The organism is Haemophilus sp. SZY H68, assembly GCF_018829685.1.
In the GTDB taxonomy this organism is placed as follows: domain Bacteria; phylum Pseudomonadota; class Gammaproteobacteria; order Enterobacterales; family Pasteurellaceae; genus Haemophilus; species Haemophilus haemolyticus_K.
Map to the genome: position 1 here is coordinate 108,768 of NZ_JAHKKB010000001.1, position 14,252 is coordinate 123,019.

Consider the following 14,252-nt stretch of genomic DNA (forward strand, 5'->3'; position numbering starts at 1 on the left):
AGCTGTTATTTTACCCCCCAATAAACCAATCCCTTATGTGGTAATTTAATATTAGGTAACCAAAAATCTTTACCCAGCCAACCTTTATCTTTATTTCCTACAACTTGATAAAGTGTAAGGAATAAATCATTGGGGTATTTTTCTCCTAATTTTCGATCGTCTGGAGAAAGCATTGTGCCTGTTGCTCGAGAAAGATTACGTCCTGTTTTAACCAAAACATAGATTTTGAAAGTTGGACGTTGCGTTTTTAATGCTTCTATGCCGGCAATAAATTTTTCCTTATCCCAGTCATCTGGTACATAATTACCAAGCTTATCTAAAATCAAGAATAGATCTTCTATGTTTATTTGATAAAAATCAGATTGCACCTTATCTATCAAAACAGATGAAAGAATACCGTTTATAGCCAACAAGTTATTCTCATTCGGACAAAGTGGAAAGTAATTTACACCACCAACCATTTGATTGATACTATCAGCCTTTAATACATTCTTTCTGGTCGGATTGATGTTTTTCGGGTAAATAACCTGAATATTACCATCTGATTTTTTTGCCTGCTCAATAATCAGATTGTTTGCCTGATTGAGTTGAACAAAGAAATGATAGACATCAGACGGAATATAAAGCCGTAACAATGATTTATCTCGGTCATATCCAAAAATGCGCGAATGCTGCCAGAAAGTATCTGCATTCGGTTTTTTAGCCGTACGACTGTAATAAACTGTTTGCAGTTTTGGAATAGTCAAACCACGACCAATCACATTACCACCAATAATGATGTTGAAACCTTTTTCCAAGTCAAAATTTGCTTCTGTCTGCGAATTAATGACAAGAGTAGAGATTTGTTTATTCTCCAAAAGTGCGGTCAATTTTTCGTATATTTCATCAAAGTGATGAATATCAGGCTTAGTCTTTTGCAAATCCAAATAACTTTCTTTAAAGCCACCTGCAAGATCTTCCCCATTATTGACTGCTTGCACTAAGTCATTTAAAAAGGCTTGGATTTTTTTTGAAAAGGCTTGATGATCTTGAATTTTATAGCTTGGATGCAGTGCAAAATTACAGTTAGTTTTATCACATAGCGCGAATTCTGCACAGGTTATTAGAAAACTAAGCAATGCCTGTTTTGCCCCTTCGGCAATTTCACCACTCTCGTCTTTCATATCATCCAATTCACTATCAATAAAACGAACGATATAGCTAGGTGGATCAGAAAAGACAAAGTTGCCACCGATGTATTTTTCGCCTGCTTCAAAGAAGTGGATAAATTCAGGTTGCCAATCGGATGCTTCGTGTTGCAACAAAAGCGATTGAGGTGTGGCAGTCAACTGGATAAACAGGCTTTGACAGCAGGAATTTTTGATGTCATTTAATAGTTTATTGATGGTGCTAGCATCTTTATCGTGCTTATCTGCATTGGTATTTAAGCTAGCTGCGTCTGCTTCATCATCCACAATGACCAAAGGATAGCCTTTCAGGTTATTTTGACTTGCAAACAGATTGCGCCAACGTCTCAATACACGGGCATTCTTTTTAATCACGACCAAGATGGGATTATTTGCCTTCATTACCTGCATAAAACTACTGTCGTCGTTCTCTGATAAGATAATAAATTTATCCAACGATTTTTCTGCACGTTTTAATGTTTGCTGCTGCAAATCTACGCTATCGGTCGTCAAATAAATAAAGAGTTTGAAATCACGATCCGCCAAGGCACTCAATATGCCCAACACTTGGGCAGTTTTGCCACTTTGCACATTGCCCAGCAATAAAACATTTTGAGCGGTTTTAGGTTCGGTTTGCGATAATTTTTCCATAAAACCGTCAACAGTATTTTTAACAGAAACCGCCAATTCAGGTGGATTTAATTGGTTCAAGTAGGTTTGCAGCATCTAGTTTTTCCCCTTAAATGAAAGTAACCAAATATCGGGATCGTCGGTTGAGCGGAATTCAAGATGATCATTTCCATATTTGTGTAGGGTTTCGGATGTAACAGGTTCGCCTGGCTTTAGGCAACCCGAAATTTCCAAACGCCCTTTTATCCATTTACCTAACGTTTTTAGATCGTCTTCTGAACGTAGATTCTCCGTAGATAATTGGTTACCTTTATTTTTCGAACTGGAATAGCAAGAAAAAGACCAACCGTCATCAGTAATAATCTTTACTGTTCTATTTGTTGGGTAGCCCTTTTGACGGACGATTTGGATAGGGACAATTAATTCAACTTCATACCAAGAACGAAGTTGCCATGGTTTCTTAGGATTTTTTCCTTTGCCAAAAAAACAATTTAAATTACTTTTTGGCTCTGTTTTTGCAGGGATTAAAAAATGATATTGCGCTGTTTGTCTGAAAAGTTCAGAAACTTTATTTGCATCAATTTTCTCCACACCAATACAATTTTCCAAATAAACATTGTGCGGTGCAAAAATAGTCGGTTCACTTGCCTGATTAATAGGTTTCCCTAAAAACTTGATAGTTTGTCGGATACCTAAATGTAAATCAGATGCCATCTGAAAATCATCCAAATGCACCATTGTTTCGTAAGTGCGTTCGGTGTTATCCCAAAAACACGTTAAATTTGCAGAACCAATCAGGCCATTAATTTGTTCTTGATGCTTGAATGAGTACATTTTTCCGTGAAATTTAACAAATGGCGAAACATATACTTGCCCCCGTTTCTCAGCTTGTAAAAAAGCATTCAATCTGCACAAACTACGGTATTGTGGTTGAGAAAATCCCTCCAAATAGTGCATTCCGACCAATAATTCTACTGTTCTGATACTCGTCTTTTGTTCCAAAATACGTTGTAATTCAATAACTGCATCATTGGATACATAACCTGTCGCCATTAAAACTTCATCAGCACCTAAAAATAAATCCATCCAAACATCATTGAGTTTTTTCTGTGTTATTTGGGCAGGATGAAAATTAGAAAAAACTGTATTCATTATTTCCCTCCGCGAATTTTGCTTAGTCGGTCATGAAATAAAATTTCTTTTTCTGCGACCAATTTCTCATGTAAATCTATTTTTTCGTAGTTGTCTGAAAAAATTGGCAAAATAGTTTTTGCCAGTTCAACCACTCCTTGAGGTGGGACAGCATTACCAATTTGACGGCGTACTTCGGTTGTTGAGCCGACAAATTCAAAATCATCGGGAAAGCTTTGCAACCTTGCTCGTTCACGGTTAGTAAAGGCACGCGGTTCAGGAAAATGGTAACCCCAAGTGCCACCACCACCTGCTGCAATAATTGTTTTTGACGGCTCATCCCGGTGCATCCGACGATAGACATGACTAATCATACCTTTTACATACAAAGGATGATCTTTGGGAATATCGGTAAAATTACCGCCTTCAGGAATTAATTCCAACATACTTCGTGTTTTATTACTGATTTTCAGCAATTCATTATTACTGGCATTTTGTGGAATATTAGATATCGCTTGACCAGCAGTTACATATGGTTTTAAACCATTTTCACCAGTCTCATTGTGCGTTGGTTTCGGATGGTGAAAATCAAACCCAGTATCTAGCCTTACTCCAACAATCAGAACACGTTCACGAAATTGAGGCACGCCAAATTCTGCAAAGTTATACAACTTCGCCTGAACGTAATAACCACAATTCTCAAAATCGGTAATAATTTGTTGGATGGCTTTTTTCTTGTTAGCAGTCAACAAACCTTTCACATTCTCAGCAACAAAAACTTTCGGTTTTTTTGCATTTACAAAACGTAAAAAGCTTTTATAAAGATTGCCACGTTCACCTTCTAAGCCAGGCTGTTTCCAAATCATGGAAAAGTCTTGGCAAGGAAAACCGCCTAAAATGATATCGCAGTCAGGAATAGAAGGATCATTGGGATCAATTTGTTCAATATCGCCTTCTACGATGACATCGCCAATATTTTTACGGAAACTTTCGCAAGCCCAATGGGAAAAATCGTTCGCCCAAACAGTTTCATAACCAGCTTGATGGAAACCCAAATCCAAACCACCACAGCCGGAAAATAGAGATAGAATTTTGGGATTATTGTTAGAAAAATTAAAATTTGAGATTTTTTTAGATGGCATAGGATTTAACTCCTATGCATAAATTTGATAAAAATCCTTGAATAGATTTTAAAGAAAAATAGCTCTCGGCTTGTAACACAATTTTTTCCTGACTGAAAGTAAAGTTCATATTTAAAATTTCCTATATAGATTTGGCTAGATTATAGCTTTCTTAATATTTATTTTATACTAAAATAAAAAATGAGCCTGATTTAAATCAGGCTCATAATTAAAATATATTTATCAAAGTGCGGTCATTATTCGCTGACTTTTTGAAAAGTTTGCACCACTGGCGCTTGTTCACAATACTCGACCAATACAGGTACAATTGAGGTAAAGTGTGGCGTTGCAAAATGTTGTTCTAAATCGGCTTTGCTTTTCCATTGCTCAATAAAAACATAATGATTAGCCTGCTCGCTATTTTGTTGTAATTCATAAGATACGCATCCTGTTTCTTGACGAGTATGCTTAATTAATTCTTGGCATTGAGTTAGAAAATCATTAATTTTGTCCGCTTTTACTGAAAATTGGGCAATAACTGTTAGCATAATTTGCTCTCCTATATAAAAATAAACCACTCACAAAACTATTCTGTGAGTGGTTTATATTAAAACATAATTTTATTTACTTAGAAAGACTCAGTAAATGTACGAGTTACGACGTCTTGTTGTTGCTCTTTAGTTAAAGAGTTGAAACGTACTGCGTAACCAGATACACGGATAGTCAATTGTGGATATTTATCCGGATTTTCCATTGCGTCTAACAACATTTCACGGTTTAACACATTCACATTTAAGTGTTGACCACCTTCAACTGTTGCTTCGTGGTGGAAGTAACCATCCATTAAGCCAGCAAGATTACGGCGTTGTGCTTCGGCATCTTTACCTAACGCATTTGGTACGATTGAGAAGGTATAAGAAATACCATCTTTCGCGTAAGCAAATGGAAGTTTAGCTACTGAAGTTAATGATGCTACCGCACCTTTTTGGTCACGACCGTGCATTGGGTTTGCACCTGGTCCGAATGGCGCACCAGCACGACGACCATCTGGGGTGTTACCAGTTTTCTTACCATAAACCACGTTAGAAGTAATGGTTAATACAGATTGTGTAGGCACTGCATTGCGGTAAGTTTTAAGTTTTTGAATTTTCTTCATGAAACGTTCAACTAAGTCACAAGCGATGTCATCAACACGGTTATCGTTGTTACCATATTGTGGATATTCACCTTCGATTTCAAAGTCGATTGCTACGTTACTTGCAACAACATTGCCATCTTTATCTTTGATGTCACCACGAACTGGTTTAACTTTCGCATATTTGATTGCTGAAAGTGAGTCAGCCGCAACAGAAAGACCGGCAATACCACAAGCCATAGTACGATATACATCACGATCATGTAATGCCATTAATGCTGCTTCGTATGAATATTTATCGTGCATATAGTGGATTACGTTTAAGGCAGTCACATATTGTTTTGCCAACCAATCCATAAAGCTATCCATACGAGTCATTACTGTATCGAAATCTAATACTTCATCAGTAATTGGTGCAGTTTTCGGACCTACTTGCATACCTAATTTTTCATCGATACCGCCGTTGATTGCGTATAACAATGTTTTCGCTAAGTTTGCACGCGCACCGAAGAATTGCATTTGTTTACCCACAACCATTGGTGATACACAACATGCGATTGCATAGTCATCATTGTTGAAGTCTGGACGCATTAAATCATCGTTTTCATATTGAACTGATGATGTATCAATCGATACTTTTGCACAGAAACGTTTGAAGTTTTCAGGTAATTGTTCAGACCAAAGGATAGTTAAGTTTGGTTCTGGAGAAGTACCCATGTTGTAAAGAGTGTGTAAAATACGGAATGTATTTTTGGTTACTAATGTACGACCGTCTAACCCCATACCTGCGATAGTTTCCGTTGCCCACATTGGGTCACCCGAGAATAATTGATCGTATTCAGGTGTACGTAAGAAACGAACCATACGGAGTTTCATTACTAAGTGGTCAACTAATTCTTGCGCTTCAGTTTCAGTAATTTTACCTGCTTGTAAATCACGTTCGATATAGATATCGATAAAGGTTGCAGTGCGACCGAATGACATTGCCGCACCATTTTGTGATTTGATTGCAGCAAGATAAGCAAAGTACATCCATTGAATGGCTTCTTGAGCATTAGTCGCTGGGTTAGAAATATCATAACCATAGCTTGCAGCCATTTGTTTTAATTGGCCTAATGCACGGTGTTGTTCTGCGATTTCTTCACGTAAACGGATAGTTGCTTCTAGATTTACGCCCTCTTCTAAGTCTTTTTGTAAAGAAGTGAATTGTGCGTATTTATCTTTCATTAAGAAGTCAACACCATAAAGTGCTACACGACGGTAGTCACCGATGATACGGCCACGACCATAAGCATCAGGAAGACCGGTTAATACACCTGATTTACGGCAACGTAAAATGTCTGGCGTATAAACATCGAATACACCTTGGTTGTGGGTTTTACGATATTCAGTGAAGATTTTTTTCACTTCAGGATCTAATTCACGACCGTAAATTTTGCATGATCCTTCCACCATTTTGATACCACCGAATGGCATAATGGCACGTTTTAAAGGCTCATCAGTTTGAAGACCAACGATTTTTTCTAAGTCTTTGTTAATGTAACCTGGTGCGTGAGAAGTAATTGTTGAAGGCGTATGCTCGTCAAAATCTAATGGCGCATGTGTGCGGTTTTCAACTTTGATTCCTTCCATTACGGTCTCCCAAAGTTTTGTTGTCGCTTCAGTTGGACCCGCTAAGAAAGAATCATCACCTTCATATGGGGTGTAGTTTTTTTGGATAAAGTCACGTACATTGACATTTTCTTGCCAATCACCACCAGTAAAACTAGCCCACGCTAATTTTTGCGCTTCATTAAGTTCTGACATAGTCATTTCCTTTGTTAATTAATAAATAAGTAAATAAATCTTTAATGCGTTTTGGTTAAATAACGTTGGAATACACCCATGCAAATTGCCCCGCCGACAATATTTCCCAACGTTACGGGAATTAAATTCTTCACAATGAAATGATACAAATCTAAATCTGCGTATTTCATCGGATCAACGCCGATTTGTTGCCAAAATTCAGGCGTACTAAAATGTGCAGTAATAATTCCCATCGGAATCATAAACATATTAGCCACACAGTGTTCAAATCCTGACGCAACAAACAAACCAATCGGCATAATCATAATAAAAGCTTTGTCTGTAACAGTCTTACCAGAATAAGACATCCAAATCGCCACACATACCATAATGTTGCATAAAATACCTAGATTAAATGCTTCAAACCACGTGTGATGAATTTTATGTTGGGCGGTTGCAAGAATTGTTAAACCCCATTGGCCATTTGCTGCCATGGTTTGCCCCCCAAACCAAATCACTGCAGCAATAAATAAACCGCCCACAAAGTTACCTAAATATACGACAATCCAATTTCGGATCATTTGCGCTGTGGTTATCTTACCACCAATACGGGCAACTAAGGTTAAAGTAGAAGAGGTGAATAATTCAGATCCTAATATCACCACCATAATCACACCTAATGAGAATACTAACCCACCCACTAATTTGGTCAGTCCCCAAGGTGCTCCGGCACTAGCAGCTTGTGTTGTCGTGTAAAATACAAAAGCTAAAGCAATACAAGCTCCAGCACTAATGCCAGACATAAACGATAAAAATGGACGTTTATTTGCTTTATAAGTAGCTGTACTTTCTGCACAATCCGTTGCTTCAACAGGTGTGAGCGCAACAGAAGACAGTTTTTGAATTTCTGATGCCATAATCAAACTCCAAATATTAAAAAAATTGATGAAAATTTAATACTTCTAATATGTTTACAACTTCAAATACTTCTACTACCAGGGACATTTTACTCTTTTAATTTTTCATTTCAAAGAAATGCTACGATTTATTCTAACAAAATTTGATATTTTGCAAGATTTTTTCAGATAAAATAACCATAACTCTTTAGTGATAGTTTTTAGGTGAAAAAATAACCGCACTTTTATCAAAAAAGACAAAAGTGCGGTTAATTTTCTGGTTATTTTAGCAATAATCAGGACGCATTAAGGTACAAAATAATGAGGTATAAAATGGCTATCATTCCCTGTCACTGCAGTAAAATCTTCGCGTAATCCCATACCGCAAGCCACATCACCCACAACCCAAGAGCCGATAATGGGATACATTCCATCAAAACTCGGTAATTCAAATTTTTGTTGATAAACATAACCTGAATTACCATAAAACGTAGAGTGTTCGCTTCCTTTCGCTGCAAATTCTACGCCATTGTTTTTCTCATAATAGAATACATTGGCACCTTCTCGACCTAACAATGGTTTTTTCACCCACATTGATAAATCTTTTGGTAATTCGAAGGGCGTAAAATAAGCAGGCAATAAATTCGGATGATTAGGATAATGCGCCCAAAGTTTTGCCAATAGCGCTTTATTACTTAATAGCATTTTCCACGCAGGCTCAATAAATCGTGTTTCAGCGGTTGTAATATGGCGAGCAAACTCAGCGTTGCTTAGCCATTCCAGCGGATACAATTTAAATAACATTTCAATAGGCTGATCATTTAAATCTACAAATTTTTCTGTTTCGCTGTTATAGCCAATATCTTCCACCGCTAATTGATGAATATTCCAACCCACGTTATAAGCCACATCAGCTAAATAATCCACATTTCCCCAATCTTCACGGCCTGCATCTTGCATGGCACTCAAATGGAAATCTGTTTTACCACTTTGTTGTTTCAAAAATTGGAAATGTTTAATTAATTCTTCATGAATCCAGTTAAATTGATCACGATGTTTCAAGCCCTCAATTTGTTCCAACCACTGCCATTGAACAACCGCAGCCTCCAACAAAGATGTTGGAGTATCGGCATTATATTCAAACATTTTTAGGTTGTCGCCATCATAGCCAAAATCAAAGCGTCCATATAAATAAGGATCTTGATTACGCCAAGAGGTTTCAATAAGCTGTTTTTGCAACTCCGTAAAACGATAATTTTCATAATCGCCTTTTTTAATTTCATCCGCCGCAAAATCTAAACACATTGAATGCAATTCATTAGTTGTATCCTCAATGCGATCAATTTCCGCTAAGGTAAATTCATAGGCGACATTATCAGACCAATAATGAGATCCATCACTGGAAGGCAAGTTATAATAATCAAACCCAACATTAAGCAGCTGTTGTACCATATCTGGTCGAGTAGGAAACCCAGTTACACGTTTCATTTAGCCCCCACTACTACGATTAGTATTATTGGGGCTACTAAAACCACCACGAGATACAGGTTTGCTATTCATGCTTCCTGCATTTCCTTTCACAAGCATTGGTTTTCCAACAGAACGATTTGTTTGCGGTTGCACAACTTGCCCTGTTGGTGTGGTGACCGCTCGATTTCCAGGATGATAACTTGGGCCAAGGAAACTACTAATTGCACGAGCCGCCATATACCCCATAACACCACCAGCAATCGCGGCCCCTAAAGAAGGATCGGTACTTTCAGCTTTTGCAGTCGATTCGACATTGTTCTCGCTTTGATTTGCTTGTACATTATTTTCAGCTGGATTTTTTACCGCACTTTCTGCATCACCATTATCACGAATATTTAAACCAAGCCCCTGCTGTGGTGTGGTTTCAGTTTTCTGAGTACTCTCGGTATTTTTATCTGCCTCACAAAGCTCAATTTTTTTCCAATCCGCTAAACAATCGTCTAAAGACTGATATACATCACGTTGTACTTGTTCTTCTGAACAGCCTCCTAATAAGGCCACAATAGATAAACTAACTAAAATCTGATTTTTCTTTTTCATTGTTCTCAATTTTTATCGAATGGTTTTCACGCCTAGCCATTGCTCGGCCTGTTTATTAGTAATTTCTTCACGAGTCCACATACTCATTAAATCTGGTTGTGGATATTTATTGCTGTTATAGCCGACTAAACGAGCAAAATCAAATACGGCATGTGGATAGCCATTAATAAGCAACAATGCTAAATAACCACTTTCATCCCAACAAATTTCAAGTTTGCGCGCTTCATGATGATTAGAGGTTGAATCAACATTATACACATGCAACATATCCACTATCGGTTGAGCATTTTGACGCATATCAAGTGCATAAAAATAGCCCGTTTCACCGTCATCTTCAAACATTACAGCAAAATGCTCAAATACCGTAGAATGCGTTCCCACTTGCTTTGGCGTTCCTAAAAAGAGTTCATCCTCTAAAGTTAAATGTAACATAATCTTTCCTAATCAAATTGTGTAATCCAATGGCGACTATTATATGCTTGAAAACAAAGCTCTACTTGAGCTTTCGTATTTTTTGCATCATTCATTGGTGGAAGTTTATCCAAGGAAAAATAAGCAGACTCCAACGTTTCACTGTTCTTCTTAAATTCACCTGACAATCTTTCACACATAATAAAAGCCTTCTGTACACGATGAGCCAAAGGTGGATAGTTATGCTTATGTTGGTCGTGAATCGCAATAATAAAAGTTGGCTTCACATCAAGCCCTGCTTCCTCATACACCTCTTTTACTGTATTACTATGAAGTGTCTCCAATACATCAACCCATCCGCCAGGCAATGACCAAAGTCCATCATTTTCTAGCACTAACAAAATTTTATTGTCTTGAAAAATCGCTGCCCGAGTATCTATTTTTGGAGTTTGGTAGCCATCCTCATTACAAAAAAGATTTTTAACCGTTTCTTTTGGTATTGCCATTTTATGGCTAATCATTTCAGCTGCTAAATCTCGAAGACGCTCATAGCGTTCTATATCATAAATATTTTTACAATAAGCCAAGCCACTTTGTGCAATACTTTGAATTTCAATCGCCCAAGATAACCAAGGTTCAGTAAGCAATGAATTAGATTGAGTATTCATAAAAACTCCCTAAAAAAACACCGCACTTTTATACAAAGTGCGGTGAGATTTTACAGTAAATTCAGCGTGAATTACGCTTGACCTTTAACCGCTTTTAAGCCAGGGAATGCCGCTGGAGTACCCGCGCGTTCTAATGCTTCTTCGATACGGATTAATTGGTTGTATTTCGCAATACGGTCAGAACGGCTCATAGAACCCGTTTTGATTTGACCTGCTGCTGTACCAACCGCTAAATCAGCGATAGTCGCATCTTCGGTTTCGCCTGAACGATGAGAGATCACAGCGGTGTAACCTGCATCTTTAGCCATTTTGATTGCTGCTAAAGTTTCAGTTAAAGAACCGATTTGGTTGAATTTGATTAAAATAGAGTTTGCGATACCTTTTTCGATACCTTCTTTTAAGATTTTGGTGTTAGTTACGAATAAGTCGTCGCCCACTAATTGAACGCGGTCACCTAACACTTTAGTTTGGTATGCGAAACCTTCCCAGTCAGATTCATCTTGACCATCTTCGATAGACACGATTGGGTATTGTTTAGTTAATTCTTCAAGATAGTGTGTGAACTCTTGAGAAGTGAATGAACGGCCTTCGCCTTTCATTTCGTATTTGCCAGTTTCTTTGTTGTAGAACTCAGAAGATGCGCAGTCCATCGCTAAAGTCACGTCTTTACCTAATACGTAACCTGCTTTCTCTACTGCTTCTTTGATACATGCTAAAGCGTCTGCATTAGATGCTAAGTTAGGTGCGAAACCACCTTCGTCACCAACTGCTGTGCTCATGCCTTTAGATTTTAATACTTTAGCAAGATTGTGGAATACTTCTGCACCGATACGAAGTGCTTCACGTAATGTTTTCGCACCCACTGGTTGAATCATAAATTCTTGGATATCAACGTTGTTGTCTGCGTGTTCACCACCGTTGATGATGTTCATCATTGGTAATGGCATAGAGTAAACGCCTGGTGTGCCGTTCAATTCTGCAATGTAAGCGTAAAGTGGTAAACCTTTAGATGCTGCAGCGGCTTTTGCGTTTGCTAAAGATACCGCTAAGATTGCGTTTGCACCAAAGTTAGATTTGTTTTCGGTTCCGTCTAAATCGATCATGATTTGGTCGATTTCAGCCTGGTTAGACGCATCTTTACCAAGAATTGCTTCAGCAATTGGGCCATTTACTGCTGCTACAGCTTTTAATACGCCTTTACCCAAGAAACGAGATTTGTCACCATCGCGCAATTCTAATGCTTCGCGAGAACCAGTTGATGCACCAGATGGAGCCGCAGCTAAACCAACAAAACCACCTTCAAGATGGACTTCAGCTTCAACAGTTGGATTTCCGCGTGAGTCGATGATTTCGCGACCAATCACTTTAACGATTTTTGCCATTTTTATTTTCCTCAATTAAGTTAATTAAAACGGGTTAGGCGAGCCTAAAACAGGCGATATGATAAAGCTATTTTGAGATTTTGTCTTGTAAAAAATGCGTATGCTTTGATCTTTATCTATTTTTACAAAATAAAAGAGCGGTGAAAAAATTTGTTGTTTCTCACCGCTCTTTTTACTCTAATTTAATCCATTACTTCACAGATTGTTTGTGATTTTCATAAGCTGCTTTTACGAAGCCTGCAAACAACGGATGACCATCACGAGGCGTAGAAGTAAATTCTGGATGGAATTGGCAAGCGACAAACCAAGGATGATTTGGCACTTCGATAATTTCTACCAATTTTTTATCTGCAGATAAGCCCGTTACTTTCAATCCTGCTTTTTCAATTTGTGGGAGCAAAGTATTGTTCACTTCATAGCGATGACGGTGACGCTCTTCAATGGTTTCTTTACCATAAAGCTCGCGAGCACGGCTGCCTGACACCAAATGACATTGTTGCGCGCCTAAACGCATTGTTCCGCCAAGATCAGATTCATCGGTGCGCACTTCTGTATTACCATCTGCATCTTGCCATTCCGTGATTAATGCAACCACAGGTTGTTCACAATCTTTATCAAACTCAGATGAATTGGCTTTAGTTAAACCCGCTACATTACGTGCATATTCAATCAACGCGATCTGCATACCTAAGCAAATGCCCAAGTAAGGAATTTTGTTTTCACGTGCATATTGTGCAGTACGAATCTTACCTTCCACACCACGATAACCGAATCCACCAGGAACAAGAATGCCATCAATTCCTTTTAATACTTCAACACCTTTAGTTTCAACATCTTGGGAATCAATATATTTAATGTTAACGCTTAAACGGTTCGTTAAACCTGCATGTTTCAATGCTTCATTTACTGATTTATAGGCATCGGGTAATTCAGTATATTTACCCACCATCCCAATGGTCACTTCACCCACTGGATTAGCTTGTTTGTAAAGCACTTGCTCCCATTCAGACAGATCCGCCTCAGGGCAAGTTAAACGGAAACGTTCACAGACGAAATCATCTAAACCTTGAGATTTTAATAATGCGGGAATTTGATAAATCGAATTTACATCTTTTAATGAAATGACTGCGCGTTCCGGAACGTTACAGAATAAAGCAATTTTCGCACGCTCATTTGGCGGAATCATACGATCGGAACGACAAATCAACACATCAGGTTGAATACCAATAGAAAGCAATTCTTTTACAGAATGTTGAGTTGGTTTAGTTTTTACTTCCCCCGCCGTTGGAATATAAGGCACTAAAGTTAAGTGCATAAATAACGTGTGTTCACGACCAACTTGAACGGCTAATTGACGTAACGCTTCTAAGAATGGGAGTGATTCAATATCCCCAACGGTACCTCCCACTTCAACAATCACAATATCATGACCCTGAGCGCCAGCAATGACGCGATCTTTAATTTCATTGGTGATATGTGGAATCACCTGAATTGTTGCACCAAGATAATCGCCGCGACGCTCTTTACGTAATACTTCAGAATAAATTTTACCTGTGGTGAAGTTATTACGTTTAGTCATTTTTGTGCGGATAAAACGCTCATAGTGACCTAAGTCTAAATCTGTTTCTGCGCCATCTTGAGTGACGAAAACTTCCCCATGTTGGGTTGGGCTCATCGTACCTGGATCCACGTTAATATATGGATCTAATTTCATAATAGTTACGTTTAAACCACGTGCTTCTAAAATTGCCGCCAATGATGCTGCCGCAATGCCTTTACCTAACGATGAAACCACACCGCCAGTGACGAAAATATAATTTGTAGCCATAGGGAACCTAATCTGTATTGGGATATAAA

12 protein-coding genes are annotated in these 14,252 nt (G+C 38.2%); all 12 read right to left on the bottom strand.

Features of this window, described 5'->3' with window-relative positions; genetic code table 11:
• Nucleotides 1-5: 5 nt before the first annotated feature.
• Nucleotides 6-1,892: a Z1 domain-containing protein gene (locus KP712_RS00555; protein WP_140581343.1), complete on the bottom strand. Its 1,887-nt coding sequence runs from the start codon at nucleotides 1,890-1,892 to the stop codon at nucleotides 6-8.
• Nucleotides 1,893-2,948: a restriction endonuclease PLD domain-containing protein gene (locus KP712_RS00560; protein ID WP_140581341.1), complete on the bottom strand. Its 1,056-nt coding sequence runs from the start codon at nucleotides 2,946-2,948 to the stop codon at nucleotides 1,893-1,895.
• On the bottom strand, nucleotides 2,948-4,069 hold the full coding sequence (locus KP712_RS00565) for a DNA cytosine methyltransferase (RefSeq protein WP_118813492.1): 1,122 nt from the start codon (nucleotides 4,067-4,069) through the stop codon (nucleotides 2,948-2,950). Before KP712_RS00565 ends, KP712_RS00560 begins: the two co-directional genes overlap by 1 nt.
• A gap of 236 nt (nucleotides 4,070-4,305) precedes the next feature.
• The gene (locus KP712_RS00570) at nucleotides 4,306-4,596 is read right to left on the bottom strand and encodes a putative quinol monooxygenase (RefSeq protein WP_005636456.1); all 291 of its coding nucleotides are present in this window, start codon (nucleotides 4,594-4,596) and stop codon (nucleotides 4,306-4,308) included.
• Between the two features lie 80 nt (nucleotides 4,597-4,676).
• Nucleotides 4,677-6,989, bottom strand: coding sequence for a formate C-acetyltransferase (gene pflB / locus KP712_RS00575; RefSeq protein WP_215770438.1), 2,313 nt, complete (start codon nucleotides 6,987-6,989; stop codon nucleotides 4,677-4,679).
• A 41-nt stretch (nucleotides 6,990-7,030) separates the two neighbouring features.
• Nucleotides 7,031-7,885 (bottom strand): formate transporter FocA, encoded by an 855-nt coding sequence (focA, locus tag KP712_RS00580; RefSeq protein ID WP_215770439.1) that lies wholly within the window; start codon nucleotides 7,883-7,885, stop codon nucleotides 7,031-7,033.
• Between the two features lie 285 nt (nucleotides 7,886-8,170).
• Nucleotides 8,171-9,352, bottom strand: coding sequence for a glutathionylspermidine synthase family protein (locus tag KP712_RS00585; RefSeq protein WP_215770440.1), 1,182 nt, complete (start codon nucleotides 9,350-9,352; stop codon nucleotides 8,171-8,173).
• Nucleotides 9,353-9,934, bottom strand: a complete 582-nt coding sequence (locus tag KP712_RS00590; protein ID WP_215770441.1) for a hypothetical protein — start codon at nucleotides 9,932-9,934, stop codon at nucleotides 9,353-9,355.
• Nucleotides 9,935-9,946: 12 nt separating this feature from the next.
• Complete coding sequence (locus KP712_RS00595) at nucleotides 9,947-10,366, bottom strand: DUF2251 domain-containing protein (RefSeq protein WP_005636440.1); 420 nt, start codon at nucleotides 10,364-10,366, stop codon at nucleotides 9,947-9,949.
• Between the two features lie 8 nt (nucleotides 10,367-10,374).
• Nucleotides 10,375-11,013 (bottom strand): NUDIX hydrolase, encoded by a 639-nt coding sequence (locus tag KP712_RS00600; RefSeq protein ID WP_215770442.1) that lies wholly within the window; start codon nucleotides 11,011-11,013, stop codon nucleotides 10,375-10,377.
• Nucleotides 11,014-11,084: 71 nt separating this feature from the next.
• Nucleotides 11,085-12,395: a phosphopyruvate hydratase gene (eno, locus tag KP712_RS00605; protein WP_005635098.1), complete on the bottom strand. Its 1,311-nt coding sequence runs from the start codon at nucleotides 12,393-12,395 to the stop codon at nucleotides 11,085-11,087.
• A gap of 190 nt (nucleotides 12,396-12,585) precedes the next feature.
• On the bottom strand, nucleotides 12,586-14,223 hold the full coding sequence (gene pyrG, locus KP712_RS00610) for a glutamine hydrolyzing CTP synthase (protein WP_009500874.1): 1,638 nt from the start codon (nucleotides 14,221-14,223) through the stop codon (nucleotides 12,586-12,588).
• Between the last annotated feature and the right edge of the window lie 29 nt (nucleotides 14,224-14,252).